Origin of the sequence: Sulfolobus acidocaldarius SUSAZ, from assembly GCA_000508305.1 — an archaeon.
GTDB lineage: Archaea > Thermoproteota > Thermoprotei_A > Sulfolobales > Sulfolobaceae > Sulfolobus > Sulfolobus acidocaldarius_A.
On the sequence record CP006977.1, the window covers coordinates 163,754 to 188,456 of the forward strand.

Annotated in this window: 27 protein-coding genes; 14 read left to right on the forward strand and 13 right to left on the reverse strand. The window is 37.7% G+C overall.

The annotated features are described in order from the left end of the window. Positions 1-30: 30 nt before the first annotated feature. The 7 genes from SUSAZ_00990 to SUSAZ_01020 are packed head-to-tail and all read left to right on the forward strand — an operon-like array spanning position 31 to position 6,560. Positions 31-1,110: a mannose-1-phosphate guanylyltransferase gene (locus SUSAZ_00990; GenBank protein ID AHC50706.1), complete on the forward strand. Its 1,080-nt coding sequence runs from the start codon at positions 31-33 to the stop codon at positions 1,108-1,110. Between the two features lie 37 nt (positions 1,111-1,147). Then, complete coding sequence (locus SUSAZ_00995; protein ID AHC52400.1) at positions 1,148-1,798, forward strand: hypothetical protein; 651 nt, start codon at positions 1,148-1,150, stop codon at positions 1,796-1,798. A gap of 40 nt (positions 1,799-1,838) precedes the next feature. Further along, a complete protein-coding gene (locus SUSAZ_01000; GenBank protein AHC50707.1) occupies positions 1,839-3,737 on the forward strand; it encodes a thioredoxin in 1,899 nt (632 codons plus the stop codon). Next, positions 3,734-4,438: a 3-ketoacyl-ACP reductase gene (gene fabG / locus SUSAZ_01005; GenBank protein AHC50708.1), complete on the forward strand. Its 705-nt coding sequence runs from the start codon at positions 3,734-3,736 to the stop codon at positions 4,436-4,438. Before SUSAZ_01000 ends, fabG begins: the two co-directional genes overlap by 4 nt. A 55-nt stretch (positions 4,439-4,493) precedes the next feature. Further along, positions 4,494-5,246, forward strand: a complete 753-nt coding sequence (locus tag SUSAZ_01010) for a hypothetical protein (GenBank protein AHC50709.1) — start codon at positions 4,494-4,496, stop codon at positions 5,244-5,246. Further along, positions 5,167-6,195, forward strand: a complete 1,029-nt coding sequence (locus SUSAZ_01015) for a glycosyl transferase family 2 (GenBank protein AHC50710.1) — start codon at positions 5,167-5,169, stop codon at positions 6,193-6,195. Before SUSAZ_01010 ends, SUSAZ_01015 begins: the two co-directional genes overlap by 80 nt. Further along, complete coding sequence (locus SUSAZ_01020; protein AHC52401.1) at positions 6,192-6,560, forward strand: hypothetical protein; 369 nt, start codon at positions 6,192-6,194, stop codon at positions 6,558-6,560. Before SUSAZ_01015 ends, SUSAZ_01020 begins: the two co-directional genes overlap by 4 nt. Positions 6,561-6,648: 88 nt before the next feature. On the opposite strand, the gene SUSAZ_01025 is transcribed toward SUSAZ_01020, so the two are convergent. The 4 genes from SUSAZ_01025 to SUSAZ_01040 all read right to left on the reverse strand — a co-directional run bounded on the left by SUSAZ_01025 (position 6,649) and on the right by SUSAZ_01040 (position 10,162). Then, positions 6,649-7,101 carry a hypothetical protein gene (locus tag SUSAZ_01025; protein ID AHC50711.1) on the reverse strand — a complete coding sequence of 151 codons (453 nt, stop codon included), beginning with the start codon at positions 7,099-7,101 and terminating at the stop codon, positions 6,649-6,651. After that, complete coding sequence (locus SUSAZ_01030; GenBank protein ID AHC50712.1) at positions 7,098-7,760, reverse strand: plasmid partitioning protein ParA; 663 nt, start codon at positions 7,758-7,760, stop codon at positions 7,098-7,100. The genes SUSAZ_01025 and SUSAZ_01030 overlap by 4 nt, the downstream gene beginning before the upstream one ends. Positions 7,761-7,832: 72 nt before the next feature. After that, positions 7,833-8,795: a Fe-S oxidoreductase gene (locus SUSAZ_01035; protein AHC50713.1), complete on the reverse strand. Its 963-nt coding sequence runs from the start codon at positions 8,793-8,795 to the stop codon at positions 7,833-7,835. After that, positions 8,786-10,162, reverse strand: coding sequence for an FAD-linked oxidase (locus SUSAZ_01040; protein AHC50714.1), 1,377 nt, complete (start codon positions 10,160-10,162; stop codon positions 8,786-8,788). The genes SUSAZ_01035 and SUSAZ_01040 overlap by 10 nt, the downstream gene beginning before the upstream one ends. Before the next feature lie 152 nt (positions 10,163-10,314). Here SUSAZ_01040 and SUSAZ_01045 point away from each other — a divergent pair, with 152 nt between their 5' ends. Continuing rightward, entirely contained in the window at positions 10,315-11,277 is a 963-nt protein-coding gene (locus SUSAZ_01045) for a glycolate oxidase (protein AHC50715.1), read from the forward strand. Here the strand turns inward: SUSAZ_01045 and SUSAZ_01050 are convergent. The 5 genes from SUSAZ_01050 to SUSAZ_01070 all read right to left on the reverse strand — a co-directional run bounded on the left by SUSAZ_01050 (position 11,274) and on the right by SUSAZ_01070 (position 16,862). Beyond that, complete coding sequence (locus SUSAZ_01050) at positions 11,274-12,188, reverse strand: 2-oxoacid ferredoxin oxidoreductase subunit beta (GenBank protein AHC50716.1); 915 nt, start codon at positions 12,186-12,188, stop codon at positions 11,274-11,276. The two genes, SUSAZ_01045 and SUSAZ_01050, sit on opposite strands and share 4 nt — an antisense overlap. Then, positions 12,175-14,058, reverse strand: coding sequence for a 2-oxoacid:ferredoxin oxidoreductase subunit alpha (locus SUSAZ_01055; protein AHC50717.1), 1,884 nt, complete (start codon positions 14,056-14,058; stop codon positions 12,175-12,177). Before SUSAZ_01055 ends, SUSAZ_01050 begins: the two co-directional genes overlap by 14 nt. A 116-nt stretch (positions 14,059-14,174) precedes the next feature. Next, the gene (locus SUSAZ_01060) at positions 14,175-14,987 is read right to left on the reverse strand and encodes a hypothetical protein (GenBank protein ID AHC50718.1); all 813 of its coding nucleotides are present in this window, start codon (positions 14,985-14,987) and stop codon (positions 14,175-14,177) included. 31 nt (positions 14,988-15,018) lie between these two features. Then, positions 15,019-15,735: a nitrilase gene (locus SUSAZ_01065; GenBank protein AHC50719.1), complete on the reverse strand. Its 717-nt coding sequence runs from the start codon at positions 15,733-15,735 to the stop codon at positions 15,019-15,021. Then, the gene (locus SUSAZ_01070) at positions 15,732-16,862 is read right to left on the reverse strand and encodes a histidine kinase (protein ID AHC50720.1); all 1,131 of its coding nucleotides are present in this window, start codon (positions 16,860-16,862) and stop codon (positions 15,732-15,734) included. Before SUSAZ_01070 ends, SUSAZ_01065 begins: the two co-directional genes overlap by 4 nt. A gap of 53 nt (positions 16,863-16,915) precedes the next feature. Here SUSAZ_01070 and SUSAZ_01075 point away from each other — a divergent pair, with 53 nt between their 5' ends. After that, a complete protein-coding gene (locus tag SUSAZ_01075) occupies positions 16,916-17,956 on the forward strand; it encodes an acetylpolyamine aminohydrolase (GenBank protein ID AHC50721.1) in 1,041 nt (346 codons plus the stop codon). On the opposite strand, the gene purT is transcribed toward SUSAZ_01075, so the two are convergent. Further along, positions 17,951-19,147, reverse strand: coding sequence for a phosphoribosylglycinamide formyltransferase (purT, locus tag SUSAZ_01080; GenBank protein ID AHC50722.1), 1,197 nt, complete (start codon positions 19,145-19,147; stop codon positions 17,951-17,953). The two genes, SUSAZ_01075 and purT, sit on opposite strands and share 6 nt — an antisense overlap. Before the next feature lie 13 nt (positions 19,148-19,160). Then, on the reverse strand, positions 19,161-19,748 hold the full coding sequence (locus SUSAZ_01085; protein ID AHC50723.1) for a hypothetical protein: 588 nt from the start codon (positions 19,746-19,748) through the stop codon (positions 19,161-19,163). A gap of 76 nt (positions 19,749-19,824) precedes the next feature. Here SUSAZ_01085 and SUSAZ_01090 point away from each other — a divergent pair, with 76 nt between their 5' ends. Continuing rightward, positions 19,825-20,475 (forward strand): phosphatidate cytidylyltransferase, encoded by a 651-nt coding sequence (locus tag SUSAZ_01090; GenBank protein ID AHC50724.1) that lies wholly within the window; start codon positions 19,825-19,827, stop codon positions 20,473-20,475. Here SUSAZ_01090 and SUSAZ_01095 read toward each other — a convergent pair. After that, positions 20,431-21,039, reverse strand: coding sequence for a hypothetical protein (locus SUSAZ_01095; GenBank protein AHC50725.1), 609 nt, complete (start codon positions 21,037-21,039; stop codon positions 20,431-20,433). The two genes, SUSAZ_01090 and SUSAZ_01095, sit on opposite strands and share 45 nt — an antisense overlap. A 115-nt stretch (positions 21,040-21,154) precedes the next feature. On the opposite strand from SUSAZ_01095, the gene SUSAZ_01100 reads away from it, so the two are divergent. Then, a complete protein-coding gene (locus SUSAZ_01100) occupies positions 21,155-21,595 on the forward strand; it encodes a hypothetical protein (GenBank protein ID AHC50726.1) in 441 nt (146 codons plus the stop codon). Here the strand turns inward: SUSAZ_01100 and SUSAZ_01105 are convergent. Continuing rightward, positions 21,583-22,581 (reverse strand): FAD dependent oxidoreductase, encoded by a 999-nt coding sequence (locus tag SUSAZ_01105; protein AHC50727.1) that lies wholly within the window; start codon positions 22,579-22,581, stop codon positions 21,583-21,585. The genes SUSAZ_01100 and SUSAZ_01105 overlap by 13 nt on opposite strands. Positions 22,582-22,617: 36 nt before the next feature. Between SUSAZ_01105 and SUSAZ_01110 the strand changes: the two genes are divergently transcribed. The 3 genes from SUSAZ_01110 to SUSAZ_01120 are packed head-to-tail and all read left to right on the forward strand — an operon-like array spanning position 22,618 to position 24,433. Beyond that, the gene (locus tag SUSAZ_01110; protein AHC50728.1) at positions 22,618-23,415 is read left to right on the forward strand and encodes a hypothetical protein; all 798 of its coding nucleotides are present in this window, start codon (positions 22,618-22,620) and stop codon (positions 23,413-23,415) included. Next, positions 23,412-23,948 carry a molybdenum cofactor biosynthesis protein MoaB gene (locus SUSAZ_01115; GenBank protein ID AHC50729.1) on the forward strand — a complete coding sequence of 179 codons (537 nt, stop codon included), beginning with the start codon at positions 23,412-23,414 and terminating at the stop codon, positions 23,946-23,948. Before SUSAZ_01110 ends, SUSAZ_01115 begins: the two co-directional genes overlap by 4 nt. Then, entirely contained in the window at positions 23,945-24,433 is a 489-nt protein-coding gene (locus tag SUSAZ_01120; GenBank protein AHC50730.1) for a conjugative plasmid protein, read from the forward strand. Before SUSAZ_01115 ends, SUSAZ_01120 begins: the two co-directional genes overlap by 4 nt. The last annotated feature ends 270 nt before the right edge of the window (positions 24,434-24,703 follow it).

Sequence of the window (24,703 nt, forward strand, 5' to 3'; positions counted from 1 at the left end):
TTATTTTACTGTTTTTTCCTAAATTATATAATGGTATCTGCTATAGTTCTTGCAGGTGGATACGCAACTAGACTAAGACCATTAAGCTTAACAAAACCTAAAGCCCTTCTTCCTGTATTAGGAAAACCATTAATGGACTATACACTCTACTCTCTAGCATCTTCAGACGTTGATACAATATATCTTTCCTTGAGGGTCATGGCTGATAAAGTTCTTGATCATGTTAAGCAATTAAACTTACAGAAAAACATTGTTTCCGTTATAGAGGAAAGTAGGCTAGGAGATGCTGGTCCACTGAAACTCATAAATTCAAATTATAACTTATCTGATGACGTGATAGTGGTTTATGGAGACATATATGCGGAGATAGATTTCAATAAATTACTAGAGTATCATCAGAGTAAAGGCTGTAGTGCAACACTTACAGCTACTCAAGTAGAGGATCCCTCTAGATATGGCGTGTTAATAACAGATGGTCATAGATTAATTCAGATTATAGAGAAACCCAAAACTCCATTAAGCAACTTAGTAAATGCTGGAATATATGTATTTAAAAAAGAGTTGTTAAACAAGATAGACGGCTTGTCTATAAGCAGAGACTTTTTACCGAAATTGTTGGTTTCTGATACTTGTGTATCAGTCTATCCGTATAAGGGGTTGTGGATGGACATAGGAGTTCCCAGGGATTATATGAGAATAAACCTTGAACTGTTGACCCTAAAATATCCAAAAGGGTTTATCTCACAAAGTGCTAAGGTAAGTGAGAAAGCAGAACTATTTCCTCCATTTTATATAGGTGATAATACCACCGTAGGTGAAGGCTCAAGTATTAGGAATTCGATAATCGGAGTAAATAACAGGATAGGGAATGGTAGCTGTATCGAGGAGAGTATATTGATGAATGATGTGGCATTAGGTGATTTCTCTCTAGTCAAGGAAAGTGTAATTGGTGATGAGGTAAGTCTAGGTAAATGGAATAGAGTAGATGGGGCAATAATCGGTGATGGTGTTTTAATACATGATCAGGTGTTCATAAACAGGGAGACAATAATATTGCCCGATAAGGAAGTTACTGAGTCGGTGTATGATAAAGGGAAAATAATACTTTGAGAAAGGACTCCCCTTTTAATCTTAGTAGAATTTGTTAATGAAATCGTCAGAATTACTCCTTATTTCTGTTTTTATAACTATCCTAATCCCGCTCTGCATCTCTTCAACCGTCACAGAGTCTTCAGTACGTACTCTAGAGATCTTAATAAACGGTCCCTTACAGGTAACTATAACACAGGGAGATAATTTCACTGTAATTAGCAAAACTACCTCATTGAGATTAGAGGGTAATATAACTATTCAAGCATCAACCCTTCAACCTGGATACCAGATATTTATTAATGGCGTTAAGGCAAATACGCTGACCCTCAATTCTTCATTGTATGATTTGATAAACGTGACCGCTGTCCCCACATATGTGGAGCTTAAGGTAATTGTAAATAATGGTTCCAATGTACAAATAAGATTCGATAATGGATCCTACATTAGCATAAAATCAAATTCGCAATTCCTTGTCAGAAACGACTCTTATGTCTACATTACGACCCCAATAGGATCAAACAGTATTATAAACAATGTCTCCACGAACTTTTACATACTATTTGTGACCAATGACTCAGTTGTAAATGTTACATTTATAAAATACCATGAATTAAACTCCAACTCTTCTCCATCTGTGGATTTATTAGGTGTAGGCTTAGGGGTTATGGCGTTAGCCATCTATTTGATTATAAAGAGAAGACAATAATACATACTTTTTATTGTTAATATACATATATATATCACGTATGAATAGATTAGGTAACGTAAGTAGTGCATTTCTTAAACTATCCTCAGGGAGTCCTATTGATTGGTTTCCTTGGAGTGATGAGGCTTTTGATAAGGCAAAAAAAGAGGATAAGCCAGTATTGGTAGACGTTGGCGCTTCGTGGTGTCACTGGTGCCACGTAATGGATGAGACAACTTATGAGGACAAGGAGGTCATCGATTTAATTAACAAAAATTTCGTCGCAATTAAAGTAGATAGGGATGAGATGCCTGACCTGGATAGGAGACTTCAACTTGCTGTAAGCTCGATTACTGGAGAATCTGGTTGGCCTTTAACGGTATTTATGACACCTGATGGTAAGGTGTTTTTCGGCGGAACATATTTTCCTCCAGAGGACTCCTACGGTAGGGTTGGTTTCAAGAGACTCCTTAATGAGATTGTAAGATTATGGAAGAATGAGAGGGATAAAATATTTCAGACTGCTAATTCTCTTCACTCTTCACTTCAGAATCTAGGATATCAAAAAGTTGAAGCCCACTGGGATCAAGTAGAGAGCATAGTGAGTTATATTGCATCAAATTTTGACTTTGAAAACGGTGGACTCTTAGGTAGTATGAAATTTCCTCACCCAACTATAGATCAGCTCTTAATTGCTTACTCTTTCTACACAAAGAGTGACACTGAGGCTAAACTTTCTATGTTTACGTTAAAGAAGATGTACTATGGTGGGATTTTTGACCAGGTCGGTGGTGGGTTTCATAGATACACCGTAGACAGTGAATGGTACGTTCCGCATTTTGAAAAACTCCTTATAGATAATGCTGAACTTCTAATTAGTTACATGCAGGCTTACATGCAAAGTGAAGATATTGAAATATTGGACGCGATGAATATGACCGTGAACTTCATTCTCAGGGAGTTAAGTACTGTGGATGGGTTTTCAAATAGTGTCGATGCGGACTCAGAAGGTGCAGAAGGGTACTACTATACATGGACGTTAAAGGAGTTTCAGGAAGCTCTCAATGGAGAAGATATTAACTTTTGGATCAGATTTTTCAATGTTGATACCGTAAAGGAAGTTGAGGGTAGAAAAGTATTAAGAAGGAATTATGATTTGAGAGAATTAAGTAAAAGGTTCAAGGATCCAATAGGTAAACTGAATGATGTTAGGGAAAGACTAAGAGTCTATAGAGAAGAGAGAAGAAAGTATCCCTTTATTGACACAAATGTATATACTCACTCTAACTGTAGAACAGCTGAGGCTTTAACATTAGCTTACCCAATTACAGGTAAAGGTTTAAAGGAAGCCCTTAAGGTAGTAGATATGATAAACACTAAGGTTACTAGAAGACTAACAGGGGGTAAAGATGGCTTACCCGAAGATTATGCATCTGCTCTCCTATCCCTATTATCAGCCTATGAGGTAACAGGTAAAATGAAGTATAGAGATCTAGCCCTTAAAATAGGAAGAGAATTAAAGGAGATGGACTATAATTACCCTATTGACTCTCCCAATGAGAGTAATGCGTCTTTAGCCAACAAAGGACTGTTGAAATTATCGCTTTTAGATGAGTCATTTAAGTTTACTCCTAATTCTTATTCAATAGATTCCCCTTACATTGCAGGCGTAACATTTAACTCAATGGCTTTTGAGAAAGGTTTAGCCCATATCGTGATAGTTGATGAAAAAGATGGTAAGGCAAAAGATCTTCACCTATCTTCACTGAAAATATATCATCCTTTCAAGGTCGTGGAGCTCGTGAGTGAAGACTCTATAGATATGCTTCCCTCTTTTATAAAATCCATGGTTAATTACAATAAAGGTTCCAGTAGAGCTTATGTGTGTATAGGTAATACTTGTAATTTACCGGTAGACTCTTCAGAGAAGATTAGATTATTATTGGGTGGTAAAACATGAGACTGAAGGGAAGAAGAGTTTTAATTGCAGGTACAAGTACGGGTTTAGGTTATGCTGTAGCCTATTTTAGTATAAACGAAGGTGCTGAGGTAGTTCTTAATGCCAGAAGTGAGAAAAAACTTGTGGAAATAGTAAAATCTTTGGGAGACAAAGCCAGCTATGTTGTAGGCGATCTCTCAACCCCCCAAGGGGCTAAGGATGTAGTTAGTAGGGCTGGAAACATAACTGATTTAGTGATCACAGTAGGTGGGTATTTAGAGGATACTGTAGAATCTCCAAGTGGATTAGATGAAATGTTGAAAAATCACATAAAAACACCGCTATATTTGGTTAATGCCTCATTGGAAAAGCTTCGTGAAGGTTCCACAATAGTTATGGTATCATCGACTAGGGCACTATATACAGCATTGCCAAACCAACTATCTTATGCAATTGCGAAATCGGGTTTAACCAAGGCAGTAGAGATCCTAGCATCTGAATTGCTGAATAAGGGAATAAGGGTTGTTGGTGTAGCGCCAAGCTTTATAATGGGTGATTTCGTACCAGGTAGGGATTGGAGAAAGATGAGAAAATTAGGTGATGCGGGCGCACCGCCTGAGGATTTTGCTCAAGTTATAACTTGGTTATTAAGCGATGAGGCACAATGGGTTAATGGAGTAGTTATTCCAGTTGATGGTGGTGCTAGACTGAAGTGGGTGTAGAGTATATTCTTCTCTCTAGAGTGAATATATATATTAGTTTTTTATAAGTAATACTGTGTTTAAGGTATTACTCGAGCCTGATTTACAGGAGGCTTTAATTTTCCTCAACGAATCGGTGAATGCTCTACTTACAATTTATTCTGACTGTGAAATCTTATATTCAGGTAGGGCTAAATCACGAGCCTCTCTTTCACCGAGACTTACGATTATCAAACCAGATGGAAGTGTTATAATTCACGGACCTACTAAGAGAGAGCCTGTAAATTGGCAACCTCCTGGATCAAGAATAGAGTACAGTATAGAGAGTGGAGTATTGACAGTACATGCTGAAAGAAAGAGACCTAAGGAAAGACTCTCCATTCTGCACCACAGAGTCTATTATATTACCTCTTCAGAGGTTAAGCCTGGAGAGTTCTTTCTAGTGGGGAGAGAGAAGGATGAAGTGGACTTCGTTATAAATAACCCTGAGGTAATAGAGGGTGGATTTAAGCCAATTCACCGAGAGTATCGCACTCCCTATGGTACTGTAGACCTAATAGGGAAGGATAAAGAGGGTAATTTAGTTGTTTTAGAGTTTAAAAGAGCTAAAGCTTCGCTTCAGGCTGTATCTCAACTATATAGGTATATAATGTATTTTAAGGAGATTGGAGAGAACGCCAGAGGAATTCTAGTTGCGCCAGGTATTTCTGAGAACGCTTTAAATTTACTTAAGCGGTTAGAATTAGAGTATGTTAATATTTCTGATAAGCTCGGCGATAATACTATTAGCAGACCTATTAATTACGTACCAAATTTACAGAGAGATTAAGGTTCGACGAGAGGTAAATGGTAATCAAGGGGGCTTCGCTTCCGTAATTATTCCTGTTAGAGGTTTGGATGTTAACGCAGAGGAAAACATCAAATCCCTTTTATTACAGGATTATCCAGCATATGAGGTAATCTATGTAGTCGATGATGAAAATGACCCGATAGTTCCTGTCCTCAGGAAATACAACGTGAAAGTTGTTGTAAGTAATAAAAACTGTGACATATGTAGTGGAAAAATAAATGCTCAGTTAGAGGGACTGAAATACGCAAGAGGGGATGTAATAGTATTCGCTGACTCTGATACATGGTTTCCCAGGTATTGGCTGAAAGAATTGGTATCCCCATTATCTAACTATGTTGCAACAACAGTGTTTTCATGGGCAAAGCCTGTCAGGCTTACAATCGGTAATATAATAAGAGCGGGATTTTGGACCTTAGGGTTCGAGAGCCAGGCTGTAGGTGGAACATTCCTTTGGGGAGGGTCTATGGCTTTCAAAAGGGAATTCTTCGACGAGAGGGTAATTCAGGAGTTGAAAACCCAGTGGTGCGATGATTGTACCTTAACAAGGATAGCTAAAGAAAGAGGAAAATTAGGATTTGTATTCAACGCGATGCCGTTAAATTTCTACGACGAAACCCAGTTGATAACATGGAGTAAAAGGCAACTAATAACAGTGTGGAGATACTCAAGGAGGGGAGTCAATGGATTTATAATTGTGGCTATCTTCATGCTGGCTTTTCTAGTCCTGATACCCTTTAACATATTTGTAGTAACTCCCTTCATCTTATGGGTAATTAAAAATATTTTGAGGAGTTACAAGATAGGTCTGTCCAACTCAATAATTCCTTCATTAGCCTCAATATTAGCAATATTTTACTCATTGTTCTTAATAGCCTTAACTTTAAGAGAAAAGAATATTATATGGAGAGGTAAAATTTATAAAGTGTGAGTAAGTGGAGATTGCTACTGATAATTGGAGTCTTACTGTTATTAATAGGGGTTGCTCTGGGCGATTTCATACTATCTCAGTCACTTAAGGAAATTGGAATACCACCAACATCCTCATATACAGTAAATAAGGGTCTGGTTTTGGTAGAAAACCAACAGCTCGCTGCTTCTCCCAATAATCAAGTCCCCATAACTGTTACAAGCTTAACCACTGACTATACTATAGTAAATTCCATGACCTCTGTTAAATCGATCACCATAATACAGTATCCACCATTACTTAATATCATATTTGGTATAATTATTGCTAGTGTGATAATAGTTCTTGTAGCTGGTGTGGTAATTTTATATAATAAACTTAAATAAATGAGCTCTTGATGTCGAGAACTATATTATTTAATGGCAAGTCTTTTTGAATGACCCTGCTTTGGTAATATTCATTATAGTAATATCATTAACTCTTTTTACTCTCTAATGTAACCTCCTCCGCTATTCTAAAAAGATCTGGATATATCTCTCTCAGTCCACGCTCTAAGGCGTCCTTTGCAATCTTACTCATTTTAAATCCAGGAACTGTATGATACAGGTACTGTAGCACAAGGAATGACGGATAACTCCATATCCCTATTTTAGGATCCCTATCTATGAACCTTTTCATGACCCCTTTTATGTTATCCACGTTGGCTTCTGAATTAGGGTTTGAACTGTTCTTCACTTCCTCTAAATCTTCACTAGGGTTCTTTGAAGCGTTATTCTCATTAACCTTTTCCTGGATTTTATTAGTTATGGTCTCTACTCTCTGTGTAGTAGACTTGGGAGTCTCCTGTCTGGACTCAACTTTCTGTTCACTAGTCTCTACTTTCTGTTCAGTCTTTTTCCTGTTTAGAATTAAGTCTAACTCACTCATCCTTCTATCACCACTTTAGCTAAGTCTTCATATAACTGTGAAAACTTTGGTTTCTTCACTCTAAACTCTTCATATCTAAGGGCTGGAACTCCGAGTCTAGTGGCTTCAGAGAAAAGTTTAGATTGCGGAATTGACAAGTCTATACTCTTGACAGAAGGTAGTTCAAGCTTTACAGATTTCTTACTCATATTTGTGAATGCTATTGCTGGTTTCCTTAGACCCTGCAGTCTAGAGTCCAGATTCTTAGCAGCCTCTAATACAAGGGGTTGTGGGGTAATAGGCGTAATTATCTTATCTCCAGCAATCATGGCAGAGACTGCTAGTGTGCCCAGGTTAGGGGGTGTATCTATTACCAGAAAGTCAAAGTTTTCTGCAAGTTTCTTAAGAGAGGAGACTATAGACTCTATGTCTCCATTAAGTTCCAGTTTAAGTAGACCAATATGGGCTAGGAATACTTCTACGTTAAATATGTTTACACTCTTTCCTCCCAATGGATATTCCTTCTTTTCCCTCTTTATTCCAAATGATATTGTGGCTCCGCCTTCAGGATCAAGGTCTAACAATGCAGTATTCTTATTTTTGGATAAAGTGTAAGAGAGGTTTACGGAGGTTGTTGTTTTCCCTACTCCTCCTTTCTGATTGATGACAGTGATTATCATATATAGAGTCTTAACTCTATACCCTTTATTTCAGATTCTTCTCATAATACACCGTACTCTGGAGTGAAAAATTTAAAGTAAATCCACTAGATGAATAGGTTTTAAACCCATTTTTATAAAGGCAAGTGTACATGATGGGTTTGTTGATATCACAATATTAACCCCGCTCTTCATTACTTTCTCCTTCTTTCTACTCATAACATCAGAGGATATCTGTTTGTTAAAGAAAATTTGTGAACCTCCGGCACCACATTCGAAATAAGGATCATCAGAATCCATTATTGTTAACCCTAGCTTCTCAGCCATCTTCCTTATATAGCCTTCAATACCGACTACATGGGCATGGCAGGGATAATGTATGGTAACTTTTTCATTAACTTTAGGTAATGGTAGATTTTTGGACAATACAAACTCAGGGAAGTCATACACTTCTAATCCATTCTCCTTCATAAAAGCACTGCAGTTAGAGGAAAGAGATACAACTGTCTTTCCCTTAAACTCCTCTCCTAGCTTTTTAACAATGTCCATGGCTCTCTTGTTCTCTCCTACATGCGAATGAGCTAAACCGCAACAAGTATTAATGACTCTTACGTTGTACCCTAGACCTTTAAAGTATTTCACTGCTTTCTCTACGCTACTTCTAGACATAACTGAGGTCAAACATCCTGGAAATATTATTAAATCTTCATTCTGGTCTCTGTACTCTAGAGGAGGGCTGGTCTCCACTCCCATTCCTATTTTCAGAGGTAAGGCTAATGATGAGGGTTTTTCAAGTAATCTTAACATAGCTCTTTCTAAGGGGTTAGACTTTCTTGAATTTACAAATATCTCTGAGTACTTTACCCCACTTGGACAGGCTATTTCGCATTTTCTACAAAACATGCACGTCTTTAGACCTTCACTGTCTATTCCTAATTTTACAGCAGTTATTCTACCTCTTGGTGAGTGTATTTCTGATCTAGTTACAACATATGTGGGGCAAGACTCTAGACAAAATCCACAATGAACGCATTTTAGAGCTTCTTCTAATCCCATTCCCACAACACCTTTAACTCTTTCGTGTAAGCTTTACAACCACCTAATGTCTTACAAGGATTAAATAGCCCATTTATATCAAACGCAGTCTTAATTTTTTTCATCACTTCTAATGATTTTTCATCATAATATAAGTCAAGATATTTAACTTTCTCAATTCCTATTCCGTGCTCCCCTGAGGGAACACCGCCATTTTCAATAACTAATTTCTCTATTTCATCACTAGCTTTTACAGCCTTTACGAAGCTATCGAAATCCTCAGGATTATAAGAAATGAGTGGGTGAAGATTTCCGTCTCCTGCATGAAATACATTTGCGATATACAGGTTCTGCTTTATAGATATTTCACGTATCTTTGCTAAAACTTCAGGTAGGTTACTTCTCAACACATTACAGTCTAAGGTAATATATGCCGGTGAAATAACTCCCATAGCTGGGAAAGCTCCCCTCCTTGCACTCCAGAACTTTTCTGGTTCCTTTGGATTAATTATCTCACCATTATTTTCGCTTATTACATCCCTGACTCTACTCTCTTCACTCTTTACTTGAATCTCTGAACCATCTAATTCTATAAGCAATATCGCCTCAACTTCAGGTAAGCCTGCCTTATATCTACTCTTTTCTATGGCGATTATCGAATATCTGTCCATCATCTCGAGTGCCGAGGGGATAACTCCCCTCTTAAAAATATCAATAATCGCCTTTCCCGCATCTCTGACGTCATTAAAAGTTGCAAATATACTCTTCCTAGATTTGGGTTTGGGATATAACCTGAGCCTAGCCCTTAAGACAGCCCCTAAGCCACCCTCTCCTCCGATAAAAATGCTGGTTGGATTCAGAAATGGTGAGGGCTTGATTTCCTCCACATTCCCGTTCGCAAGAATAACCTTTACTGAAACCACGCTATTAAATGTAGGTCCATATTTCACCACGTGGACTCCTCCGGAGTCGTGAGATATGTTACCTCCGATACTTGATACCTGGTAACTTGCGGGATCAGGAGCGTAAAACAGGTTTGGAGGGCAACTCTTAGTTACAAGTGCATTAGCTATTCCAGGTCCTACCTCAATTTCCAGCCCTCTGACTCCATAAACCTTGTTTAACCTCGATAAAGAGACCACAACCTCATCACCTTCCACAGGAACTGTAGCTCCGCTGAGACTAGTTCCAGAACCTCTAATTATAATTTTTCTTCTATTCTGTATCAAGTATCTTATTACAGTAATTGCCTCCTCTTCATTACCGGGTAGTACAACTAATTCTGGTTCTCCCTTTACTGCTGTTAGACCATCGAAACCATAGAGTCTTCTCTCTTCATCCTTTATGACCCACTTGTCCCCAACTATTTGTTTTAGGTCCTGGATCAACACTACAGTTTCACTTTATGATTTAATGGAAATAAATTTTTGTTAACAATTAATTAGTAGGATTAAATTATAGAAAGAACTTTTCTAAAGTGAATCTTGTTGTAGAGTTATTAAACAAAATTTATTTTAGTGATTAGGTTAATAAAGGAGCGATGTGCGATATTGAATATCCAGACAATTATGAAAAGTTAAGCGAAGTAATTGGAGAGGCTATTAAAAGGAAACTAAAAGTTCACATAATGGGTTATGGCAATCATCACATTGGTAAGTTACCTAAGGCTGATATATGCATATCAACTAAGAAATTAGATAGAATATTGGAGATAAGAGAAGCTGATTTATACGCCATAGTACAAAGTGGCATGAATAGCTTAAAGTTACAAGAAGAGCTAGAGAAGAAAAACTTACTATTGCCCTTTGTATATGATGGGAGTGTCGGGGGTTTATTTGCAAGAAACTATCCATCGTTATACTCCATTTGGTTTCCATACCCTAAAGATTTTGTTTTAGGAGCTAAGATATTGACCGGAGAAGGTACAGTTGTAAAGAGCGGAGGAGTGACCCCAAAATTTTCCAGTGGCTATAAGATTTGGAAATCACTATCAGGATCACTAGGATTATTAGGAGCCTATTTAGAGATCATTGTAAGACTGATACCTAAACCGGAGAAGATAATGTACGCTGAAATAAACGACGTAGATAAGGTATTAAATGAGAGACCGTGGGGGATACTCTTCTCTGCAGACTCTGGAGAAATAAAGAAATATGCTATATTTGCTGGGTTTCAAGATTACTTGAGGAGTGTAGAGAAGGAGTATAATATTTCTCTTGTTGATGGCACTCCTAACCATGATCTACAGTGCGAGAGAATCTTCGGGATAACAACATATAGGGGAGGGGAATTGGATCTAATAAAATCCTTCGGTACTGGTATAGGATATTTCGGTTCTGGGTACGTAAAGGTATGTGATGACAAAGCCCTAGAATTAAGGAGAAGTAATATCTCAGTGGTTGTGGAGAAAGGTTGTAAAGAGGATGAAGATTGCTTTGGTATTGAAAGTGAGGCATATAAAATTTTAAAAAATGCTTTAGATCCTTACGGAATTTTTGTTTAATTGTCCTCAGCTACCTTTCTCTCTTCCAATAGGGGATCTATGATTGTGGTCAATTTCTTTTCATACTCGATTTTCTGCTCTGCAGGATAGTTGTCGTAATAAGATGGTGCACTTGTCTTTATTCTTTCCTCATAAGTTGGTACTAACTCATTCTTGTAGAATATTCCAATTGGAATTCTCTCTCCCCACTCATAGCTTTTATCTATTGCTTTCTTCAACTTCTCCTGCATCTCACTTTCTGATTTCACTACTGGGTCCATGTCTTGCATCTTATACACTCTTTTATCATACCATTCCTTAGTGTTTATGTCATTATAAGTGGGACATGGTTGAAGTATATCTACGAAGGCTAATCCCTTGTGTTTTATAGCCTGTTTTATAATCTCCTTTAGGTGTGGCACATCATAGGCATACGCTCTTGCAACGAAAGTGTAACCAGATGCTAAGGCTAATGTGACAGGGTTTATTGCGTCGTTTATATTTGGTCTTGGTAATGATTTGGTCTTCATTCCTCTAAATAGTGTAGGAGCTGCTTGACCTTTTGTTAAACCATAAACTCCATTATTATGAAGGATTACTACAATGTCCACATTTCTCCTTCCTACTGATACGAAATGACCAGCACCAATTCCCAGTAAGTCACCGTCTCCTCCGTTTACAATAACCTCAAGGGACGGATTAGCTAGCTTTATACCTACTGCAAACGGAATCGCTCTACCGTGTAATGTGTGGACGCCACTAACAGGTATCCTGGTATATTGTGAGAGTTTACCTGAACAACCTATTCCTCCCACTATCACAGTATTGTTTGTTATCCCAAGTTCTGTTATTGCTTGTTGCTCTGCACTTAGTATTCCAAAGTTTCCACAGCCTGGGCACCAATCATTCCAATGGAACTTATGACCCGCCACTTAACATCACCTTTTTCACATCTTTTTCAATTACATTCCTTAAAGCTTCTTCTACTTCATCTCTTAAGAATGGTCTACCATTCCATTTAAGTATGTAGTTTGTTGCTTCTATACCTGTGTTCATCTTAACTATCTTTCCTGCCTGTGCTAAATAGTTACCTTCAGCTGCAATAATCCTCTTCCTTCCTTGCAGGAATTTACTGACGAACCTTGACGGGAAGGGTGAGAACATTCTAAGCTGAAGTAAAGCAAAATCTAATTTCGTCTCCTCTAAAATATCCATGAATACTCCGGTAGGCGCGCCCCAAGTTATTACCACATTCTCTGAGTTCACATTTCCGTACACCTTTACTCTTTCCTCCTCTGGTATTTCCTTGTCGGCAAGCTCTAACTTTTTCATTCTCTTCTCATAAATTATGTTTCTGTTAACTGGGTCTTCACTAATAAAACCATATTCGTTGTGCTCGTCTCCTGTATAATACATTAGAGCTTTGCCTAGAGGTGCTCTTGGTGATACACCATCGTCAGTGAACTGGAATCTAGCGTAATCCTCTGGTGGACTCAATATGAGTTTGCCTCTATCAGCGTAAAGCTGACCTACTCCTAAATCCTGCTTCGGTACAGTGGTATAAGAGTTTGCTAGTGTTTTCTCTACTAAGTGAATAACTGGAGTCTGATATCTCTCTGCTAGGTTCAATGTAAGTACTGCATCTTTAAATGCCTCGTCGTGGGTTCCCGAAGCAACCACTATCTTAGGGAATTCTCCGTGTCCAGCAAACAGTGAGAAAAGTAAATCGGCTTGTGAAGTTCTTGTTGGTAATCCTGTAGAGGGACCTCCCCTAATGTAATATGTTATAACAACCGGAACCTCATTCATTCCAGCCCAGCCTATCCCTTCGACCATCAGTGAAAATCCTGGACCAGAAGTTGCAGTAGAGGACCTTATACCCGTTAAAGCTGCACCCACAGCCATGTTCACAGCAGCTAATTCATCTTCAGCTTGAACTACCACAACTGCACCTTTCTTTTTATCCCCTGTCTTGGGATCTTCCATTAACACTTCCTGATGAGCTTCAATGTACATACTTTCGTCTGATGCAGGGGTAATGGGGTAATATGACTGGAACCTAAGTCCACCATATATTTTTCCTATTGCTACTGCGGTGTTTCCGTCTAATAGATACCTTTCTGGTGCACCTTCAAGTTTCGGTAGTGAATACACGCTTTCTGTAAGCTCATAAGCTTTCTTTATTGCCATAACGTTAAGTTTTCTGTATAGCTCTTGTTTAAATGTTGACCCTGCAACCTTTGCTAAATGTTCCTCATTTATTCCCAATAGCTTTGTGGAAACTGCTATTCCGATTACGTTCTTTACCCTTTCCACAACTGAAAGTTGTACCTTAGCTTCCTCAGCCACTTTCTTTGCTATTTCGTCATAGTTTACAGGAATGAGCTTAACTCCTCTTCTTTTTGCTGATTCTAAAGCTCCTTCAACAGTCTTAGGTAAATTCTCGCTTTCCAATTGTTTTGATATCCTTTCAGCTACCTCAGATTCCATCGATTGGACTGTTTCAACTTTTGTTCCTTTAACCCCTTCATTATAGATTATGTAACCTTTAATCTCATTAAAATGTTGTAATACGGTCTCTGCATCAAATGAGACTAGTATATCTGCTTTCTCCGGTATACTTCTTACCTTTTTGTCGCTTATTGTTAGGGTGAAGTAGCTATGTCTTCCCTTTATATTTGAGTGGTACTCTCTGTTTCCATATATGTAGTACCCTAATGTGGAGACAACTTTCCCAAAAATATTGGCAGAAGTATCTATACCTGTTCCTTGAGCTCCTCCAATCATCCAACTAATTCTCATATCAATTGTATATACGTAGTTAGAGATATAAATAAGTTTATAAAATGGTATAAGCAGTCTTCCAAATGTTTAAGTAACCACTTTCATATTTATTTTATCATTATAATACCTACTTTTTAAACTCCAGGCATCTTGGAGAGTAAACCGTCTACTATAATTTTCTTATTTTTATTGTTTACAAATCCCGTTTTATAATCATAGTATAACTCCGCCTTACTTATAGAATCTATCACATCCCCACTTAATACATCATTCTTATTCGCCTTTCCCTCTAAAATCTTGTACGTTAGTTCCTCCTTGTTTCTAGTTATTAGTACCCTATTTTTAAGGGGGTATACGTTATTGGCAATTATACCTGCAAGGATATATGAACTCGAAGTTGGAGATAAATTAACTATGACAGGTTTTTTAGACTCTAGAGTCTCTGTTACATTCCTAAAATCAGTGTAAATATTTCTCTTCTTATCAACGTTAACAGGTAATCCTTTGTTAAATTCAACTATAATATCCTCCTCATCCCTTCTAGCTATTAATGACTCCAGTTCAGAGTAACTTGAATATGGCATAAAAGTGTATCTTACTTTACCCCTCAGTATCAGGGCTTTAGGGGGTAACCAGTTATTTCTTACGAACATAACCTCCACTTCATCGCTAATGGGAACAGCATAGTAAATGTATTCCACGTATTCATCATTATTCCAACCTAACACATTCTTGGCATTCTTCACAAACTCTACACGACTAGTTCTAAATTTTTCAAATAATGGTGCTAATTTCTGATCTAGAGACCTGACTAGCTTCTTTAATATTTCGTCTTCAAGGTAGAGGGATATTAGTGGTACCAAGTCTAATTCTTCTGTAATTTTCAATGTTCTTTCGAATAAGTTTTTTATCTCATTTTTCTCACTAAACAACTTTACTGAGTTCATCCTTACTAAAATACGCTGGGTCTTTTATTAATCATTTTAGTTCAGTAATTTCGAAATTTCTATATTCCTTTAGTCTTTCTAACCTCATGTTCACAAAGTCCAATGGATTCACATCAACAACCATGTAACTCTCGCTTGAGTCCAGTTCTGCGAGTACATAGGGATAGACAAACCTGCCTTGAAACTTAGGTACATAAACTATACTTTTTCCCGGAAAATCTGGGGGAAAAATCGCATTTGAGTTTATTATCGCAATTCTGTTCTCTAGGACTCTAGTTCTTAAATACTCCCTCCACAGGTCTATTCCGTCCGAGGGAATTTTTGAGGGAACTAAAACTATCTCTACTCCCTTGAGGAACATACTTCTTATCACTTCTGGGAAGTCAGCATCATAACAAATTACGACGCCTATTTTGATACCCCTAAAATTAAACATTGTAGTGAAAGTTCCTGGAAGAAGTCTTTTACTCTCCTCTAAAAATAAATGGATCTTCTTTGCTATTCCTTTTACTTCACCGTCATAACTTATAATAGGCGAAATTATTGACACACCGTCCTCTACAGCACCTGGAATTATGTATGCAGTATACCTCTTGGCTAAATTTCGTAAGTCTTCCAGCGGTAGCTCGTCCAGTGTTTTGACCCATTTTTCAGGTAATAGCACTACTTCTGCTCCTTCCCTTAACGCGTTTTCTGTTAACTCTAATGCTAATCCTTTTTTATTTACCTGAACTATACCAAACTTCAAATCTCTTCTGCCTTGGGTTTTCTCCTTTTGCTCTCCATTTTTCTCGATGTCTTAATCACTCTATCCTCTAACTTCTCCACTGCCTTCCTTAACGCAGTGATTGGATCCCAGTCTCTTTCCTTTGCAATGAATTCGCCCATCTTGGTGGAAACTCTAGCGGTGACTTGGTAGACTTTCTTATTATTTTCGCTTTTTGCCTCCTCCTTAAAGGCGACCTTAAAATCAAGAATTTCAGTCAATCTTTCCAGTTTAGCTAAATACCTCTCTAAGATGGAGTCTATTATTGCCCTTGAATTACCCTCCTTAAGTTCACCAGTTAACTTAGCCTCTATTGGCATAGAAAGTTCGAATTTCCTAGCAATAACTTTAAGCGCATCAATTCCGCTAAACATTCCCACAATCATGTTACCTTCTAGTACTGGCATACCTGATATCTTTCTGGTGAGTAGAGTATTCACTGCAGAATGAAGATTCTCTGCGCCATTTACAGTTATTACGGGGTAGTTCATTATTTCCTTTATCGGCATTGCCATTAATCTCTCTTCCTCAGTAAGTATGGAGGACTTCTTCTTTCCGCTAATGCTGTATAATCTGTTCAGTATATCCCTGGCACTGATAATTCCTGCAACTTCTTTACCTTGTATAACAGGGAGTTTTGTTATGTTATTGTTACTCATTAACCACCTAGCTCTAGCCACTGAATCTTCAGCGTCTATAGTTATTGCAGGGGAGTTCATCACTTCCCTGACTTTCGCCTTTTTAAACTCCTCTTCATTTAAGAACTGTAAGAGTACTCTTTCCCTTGTCACTATACCTGTAAACCTCTTCCTCTCGTCAATAACTGGAATTGCTCTACTTCGTGTGGTGTAAAATTTTGCTATGACTCTTCCAATATCATCATTTAGATTTACTGAAATTGGAGGGCTCATGAGATTTACGACCTTAGATTCAGGACTTATTCTCTTTTTTAACAAGTCATTGTAACTAATTATACCAACTAATATCTTCTCTTTCAGAACTGGTACAACCCATTGGTTTTGCTCTCTCATTTTACTAATAACTTCCCTTATTCTATCACCATAAGTTGCGATAACTTTCGGTTCCTCTAGTAGATTAGATAAGCTCATCATGGAAAAATCCTCGTGTACACTTATATAGTTTTTGATATATATTAAAATTCATGAATGTTGCATTTCTATGGGATTATGATTATTTAAAATATTCATTTCCAGGAAATCATCCTTTTAAGGCTTTAAGGGAAACTATGGCAAAGAAGATCTTAGAGGAGAGAGGAGCATTCCACTACATAGATATAATAAAACCTGATTTAATAAGTGAGGAGGACTTACTGAAGATTCACTCAAGAGATTATATCCAGCTGGTGAAAAAGAAGAGTGAAGATGGAGCAGGATATTTAGACGATGGAGATACCCCTGCATTTAAAGGAATGTATGAGGGTGCACTATCTAGAACGAGTGGAACTGTAACAGCTATAAAACTCTTGGACAAGTATGATGTTGTGTTCAATATAGGAGGAGGCTTTCATCACGCAAAATACTCCTCTGCCTCAGGCTTCTGTGTATTCAATGATGTCGCGTTAGCTATAAAGATAGCTCAGGAGAAATATAATAGAATTGCACTAATCGATATTGACGGTCATCACGGTGATGGAACCCAGTATATGCTATTTGATGACCCGAACTCACTTAAGATCTCCCTTCATATGTATCACAGGGGCTTCTTCCCAGGAACTGGTAACTATGATGAAATAGGAAGGGGAAAAGGTGAGGGTTTAGTATTAAATGTTCCTTTACCACCAGGTACTGGGGATAAGGAATACCTTAAGGCTTTCACAGAAACAGTTATACCTAAGGTGGAGTCATATAAACCTGATTTAATCATAATATTAAATGGAGGCGATTCTCATTTCACTGACCCATTGGTGGAACTTAAGTTAACCAACAGGGGATATTTGGATGTAATTTCTTCATTGAGAGATCTCGCACAGAAATTTAAGAGTAAGATTGTGATGACAGGTGGTGGTGGGTACAGCTATGAAGCCACAGCTAAAATTTGGGTACTGTCAATAGCGACATTAGCAGACTTAGGTTTAAGTGATTATGAGGATTTAGAAGACCCCTCATACACTGTATCGTCTGATTTTGTAGCAAAGAAAGTGAATGAGGTTGTGGAAAAAATAAAGGGCATACACGGTTTATGAAACTAGGATTAGAGCAGAGGCTTTTCTAACTTTCTCCTTTGCCTCCTCGACACTATTTCCTGTAGCCAGTACTATACCCATTCTCCTTTCATTGTAAGTGACAGGCTTTCCGAATAACCTTACCTGAACGCCGGGAATTTCCAAAGCCTTATCAACGTTAATATATTTTGGTGCCCATTTCTCTCCTGAAGCTAATATTACGTGAGCAGCAGCCGGGGTTACAACCTTAACATCTGGTGTAGGTAAGCCTAATGCACTTCTGATATGTACCTGAAATTCACTAATATCACTACTCACTAATGTTACTAATCCTGTATCATGTGGTCTTGGTGCGACCTCGTTAAACAGAACCCTGTTACCTGCTATCATTATTTCAACACCAAAGATTCCAAAACCTCCTAATTCATTAACCACCTTCGTTGCATACTCTGAAGCCTTTGATATGACGTCTTGGCTTACAGTTGCAGGATGCCACGACTCTATGTAATGATATACACCCTGAGGTCTCTGGTGCTCTACTGGGTAAATTGTCTTTGTTGCCACTCCCCCTGAACTAAGAGGATACCTGTAAGTTAAAACTGTAAGCTCTCTATCTATTTTCACATATTCCTCTACGATAACTGTCTTACTTTTTCCTCTGGCATGTGCCAGTGCCTCCTTAAATTTCTCCTCAACTTGGCTTTCGTCATATATAACCTCATGACCGTGACCACTCGAACTCATTTGTGGTTTAATAATACAGGGGTAACCTACGTCTTTGCACATTTTCTTAACTTCTTCCGGTGAAGTTGCAAAACCATAGGCTGTTGTAGGAACTTTGACCTTCTCTGCTGCAAATCTCCTTAGTTCAATTCTATCCATACAGATTTTTACTGCCCTTGCATTAGGCATAACCTTTATTCCGTCCATCTCTATCTTACTCAATGTCTCTGTGTTAATAGCCTCGATTTCCGCTATTACTGCATCAGGTCTCTCCCTTCTTATTATGCTCTCAATCGCACCACCATCATGCATGTTCATAACATACTTTCTATGTGCAACATGCATGGCTGGAGCTAAATCATATCTATCTATAACGACAGTTTCTACTCCCATTCTTTGAGCTTCTATTACCATTTCCTTACCTAGTTCTCCTCCACCTAACCATAACAATTTCTTAGATCCTTCAAAAAGAGGTGTTCCTATCTCCATGTTATATTTTTACTTAAGCCCGGTTAAAAACTTTAACCCAGTCTACAAATCTTTTTACATCACTAAGTAAATAATAGAAACACCTCCATCTCCTAACTTTGCATTCACCACTCCAAGGAAAGACCACTGCACCGATATCGTATATCTTCTCATAATCTTCTATCTGTTCATGACTGTAATAACCTGTCTTAGCCTCAATTGCTATTTTGTTTTCCACTAAGAAATCAGGCTTGTTATGTATCATTGCACCAAGCCTAGGCAAAGATAGGACCCTTTTATCGTTATTTCTCTCTACTCTGAGACCTGTATTTAACAACTGGTTGTGCACATAATCTTCAAACACTAATCCTATTAGTTGATTTAACTTCAGTATTCTGGTCTTTACGTCAGGGTAAGCTAACGCATAATTCTCGTCAACATTTATTCCTGTTTTAGTTATAATCTCCTTAAGCCTGTTTAGAAGGACTCTCTCTTGACCAAGTGGTTTGAACTGAAATTTTTTCAATTCGACACCATTCTCAAAAACCTTAACCATTAGATTTTCAACTATTACAATCACCTTCCCATCTTTCTCCGCGGGTGCTAATGTACCATCTGGCAATTTTTTGTATAAAAATACGCTTACCACATCTAATTGTTAAAAAAGTTTTTAATAACTCTTCATTGATGAAGTGATAATGATTATTAATTATAGTGACGTAGTATGGGGCTTAGTCTTAGTGGCATGGGTAGCCTTTGTCACCTTATACTTGTCCAAACTAATTAATAAATACACAAACACTTACGTAACGAGGAAAGCCATACACATTTTGGGAGGCGGAGTTGTGGCAGTAGTTTCACCATTCTTGTTCTCTTCGCCATTAGTTCCCATATTAGCCTCTTATGCAATCATGATCTACCTTATAATCCATAGGACTAGGCAGAAGATGTTAAACTGGTTTCAGGATGAGGGAGATAGGGGGGAAGTATACTTCTCCTTTTCATTTGGTACAGTTCTTCTTATAATGTGGTTGATTGAGCCTACGTTCTGGAGTAGTCCACTTAAATTCGTTCCCTTCCTCCCACTTTACTACATGAGTTTTGGTGATGGTATAACTGGGATAATCAGGAACTACGTGTATAGGAGAAGATTTAAGGGGTTCTGGGGCAGTGTAGGTATGTTTTTATTCTGTGTTCCTCTAGGTTACTTAATCTACGGAATACCTGGTATGATCTCAGGAGTTATAGCTACTATAGTCGAGACTTTGCCCTACATAGATGACAATATATCTGTTCCATTTATATCATTCATTTTCCTTTACATTGCTGTAAAATTCCTCTATATTTAAATAGCTTTTAGGGTCTATTATCTTTATATCTAAATTCTTTGTATTAATTGTGATAATTCCATTTAATCTACACACCTTGACGTCATTTAGGGTGATGTCTGGTGACTTTGTATATTTTCTAATAAGCATCATAATTTTTCTAACATCACTTTCACTTCTTCGCTCTGGGTTAACAAGAAGCTCCTTAGGTATTGGGGGTATGTAAAATGATGGCACTGCTATGTAAAATTGTTGAGCAATGTTACTATATCTGACAGTCTTTGAGGCTATCCTACTCATTAAATATTCTTCAGCTAGAAATATATTTGTGGGAGGCACATAACCAGTTTCAACCTCTATGGACATATCTACCCCCTTAATTGCATATATGTCCGTAATTCCGCCAGGCACTTCCACCTCAGTGTAAACTTTGAAACCCTTATTAACAAGGTAGGCGGAGAGGATTAGTTCAAGGACTAGATGGCTAGAGTTTACTATACTAGCCTTGTTGAGAGATAATAGTTTCTTGAATATGTTTTCTAAGTCTTCACTCCCTCCAAACTTCTCGTTTACTCTTTTGTAAATCTCATAAAATTGTTTCATTTTCATCACTCAGGATGGGAAGCGATCTTCATCAGTCTGTAAACCGTCACATCATCATTATAAGTAAAGTCTTATACCACATATTTAAGGATTTAATATGCTAAGTTGGATAATTGGCTCTCCAGCACCGCCTTGGCATTACCTAAGAGATATGTTTGAGGACTATAATAACGTTGGAGTATATGTTGACAATAAGGGAAATATTCAGTTAATTAAAGTAAGTGACTTCGATGAATTTCATATAACAACTTCTGTTCTAATAAGCGGGTATCATTTACTAACCTTAAAGCCCCATTACATTAAACTCAGGAAATATGTTGCCTTTACCACAACTAGGCTAAATATCGTTAAAGAATTGATTAAGAACAGAAATTGGAGGAGTATGGAGTATTATTATGGAGATGAATTCATTTACGCATGGGTTATATATAGTTGTGAAATGTGCGAGGAAAAGCAGAGACTACACCTCGAGGTTAATGAGGAGAAATTTAATGATGATGAGCTTCTGAGCAAGCATCTTGAAATCTATAATTCATGAGGTTCCTTACCTATTTTGAAATCCGTTACTCCATTAAATCTTCTCCAGTAGTAATCGCTTTCTTTCTCTCCTTCTAGAATATACGTGACCAGTAGATTTGCTATACCAGGACCTACTTCAGCCCCATATCCGTCTAAACCACCCGCAAAATATAACCTATCAGTTATCTCACCATATACCGGTCTCATGTCAGGAGTACCTTCGCAGTAACCCTCTCCCCTATATATTGGAAACAACTTACCTACTCTACTCTCTGCTCTTTCTACTGCTTTCCTATCACCAATTTTCTTGTCAAACGGAGAGCACTCTATCACGTCACCATCTCCCACTATACTTAATGGAAGCCCTATTCCCATGAAAGGTCTTGAGTAATATCCTAGCTCGTAATCATAAATGAAAACTTTGTCCAATAGCGAATTTCTGTTTAGAGTTAACCATGACCAACAATAGTAACTCTTGAGGGGAAGCCTCAAGCCATTTATTGAAAGAGTATTCCAAGCACCAGCTGTCAGTATGAAAATGTCGTATTTTGATGTAACGTCATTATCGTCTAGTGTAACTCTTAATTTATTATTATTTACCTCAACTGATACATTTCCGCTGATCTTAGGAACGCTGTCTATCAGCTTTCTAATTTGAACCAAAGAGTCTGTCCCATAGCCTATTATGGCTCTATCCCCTAACCATTTAACGTACTTCTCTTCAACATTTAAGCCTAAACTTAACCATTTATTGACGACATCATTACTCACTTTTCCTAGTGTATAAGACGTAAAGGACTTAAGCGGAATATTATGCCTAAGGTAAAACTCCTTGGACAGTATAGAGAGTTCAACATCCTTTCCAACCAACAACAAAGAGTGAATAAGCGTTGGCGGAAATTTTCTAAATCCACTCTCTACCACAGATACCTCATGACCCTTCTCCTTAAGCATGTGATATATAGAACTTCCTAGTATACCTTTGCCAACTACTAAGACTTTCACTTAATCCTTAAAGCCTAATACACTAAAAAATTTATTGTGATCGCTGAGGGTTACTTCGTTAAGTATGAGGGCGTTTATTGGGCTGTTAAAGGATGCTTTCATCCACAAGGTTATGTTGTAGGCATACCTAGGTTGTATAAAGGCGAGAAGATTAAGAGGTATAATGACGCCATGAGTATCGTAAGAAAGGATTTTCCGCATTTACTACGATATGTTGAGGAGATAGGTGTTGAAGTTCCTTTAATACCCCTTAAGGACTCCGAGGTACTAAATCCTTTTGACCTTAAGAAGGTAACAGATCCTAAGGTTAAGTACTTTATATCACTATTCAGACATGTGGGAATTACGGGAAGTTTACTCTATTTTCAAGGCAAGAACTTTAACGATATTGATTTACTTTCATTTGACATAGGGAACTATGAGATACTCAGGGAGCTCAGAAGAGCTGGGATAACTAAGTCACTGAGTTCCTTTAACCAAGGTGAGGTTGAAATATTAAACTCTCATGACTTTAATCTGCTAAAAAGGGAGAGAGTTTTGGAAGGAATATTTCACGACATTCCTTATACTTTTAAGATAGTTGAGTGTGAGGATTTCGGAAAAGTTAAAAGAGTGGAAAGATTTGAGGGGAAGGTAACTATAGACAAAACCTTGAAACCTTATTCTTTACCCGTAAAGTACCTAACTGATACTGGTCATGTTTTGACGTCTTTTAGAATAAGGTTCACAGAGTTAAAGGAGGGATTAGAGCTTTATGTGGATGGTTTCTTGCTAGAAAGAGATAAATTCAGTGATATTGATTTAGACATAGCCCGAAAGGTGGAAATTCTTTGACAGCACATGAGAAACACAAGGAACATGCACCTAAGGAAGTGAGGTTTTACGTGATTACGATAAGTACTTCACGATATGAGAAATTCATAAAGAGAGAGACTATTGTAGATGAGTCTGGAGATGCTATAAAGGAATCAATTATAAGTGAAGGTTATAAGGTGGTAGGGTATACATTGATACCTGATAACAAGATAAAAATACTTAGAGCTTTTTCTGAAGCACTTGATAGTCCAGATGTGGACGTCATAATTTCAACTGGAGGCACAGGCTACTCTACAACAGATGTCACGGTTGAAACAATAAGAAAAATATTTGACAGGGAGATTGAAGGATACGGTGATGTATTTAGAATGGTAAGTTATAATGATCCTAAAGTTAGGTCAGCATCTTACTTATCCAAATCGACTGCTGGGATTATAGGTGATAAAGTTGTTTTCCTCCTACCTGGGTCACCAGACGCTGTGAAATTAGCAATGAAGGAGCTTATTCTACCGGAGATCGGTCATTTACTCTACTTAGTGAGAGGGAAATGAGGCTTTACGCCCACTACGTGTTTACTATAGGTGTGCTCGTATTCATAAATTCGTTTCTTGTGACCCCGTTATCCCCTCCTAATTATTATGACAGTTTGTTCTACAGCGGTTTACTTTCAGTCTTTTCAAATACCCTTATTGATAGGTTGGGGCATGAAATACGGGGTAAATACATCTCTAGGACTCCTACTACCCACACTTTTCCGAGGTCTATGCTTTGGAGCTTACTTATCAGTGTTTTACTTTCTGTTCTCTTCTTTTACGTTAGACATGCTATCCCTTACTATCTGTTGGTTGATGGGGTTATTGCTGGTCCTTCCCACATGGTCTTAGATATCTTCACAGAGAGGGGTATATACGTGAAGAGGAATGGCAAGTGGAGAAGGTTTGCTTTAGCCCACTTTAGGTATAACAATCCAGCTGTTAATGGGTTGGCTGTGTTGATAGGATTCCTATTGATGACTATACCGTTAGGTGTACTTTAAATTTATAATATTATTATAGTTGTGTTATTAAAGATAATAACACTAAAAACGAAAGGTTTTTAAATATACAGACTTCTAAAGTTAGTTGTGGCTTGTGAAAGGTACAAAATAATGTTCAGGATGAGGAAAGTTAGAAATGAAAAAGACCTACCAGGTTCATAGCAAAGCGGTTCTCTAATATCGAGTACCTAATGCTAATAGTGGACAAATTGGAACTCATAAAAAGCAATCCATTTCACTACGCTAGAGAGAAATTGAATAAGGAGGACC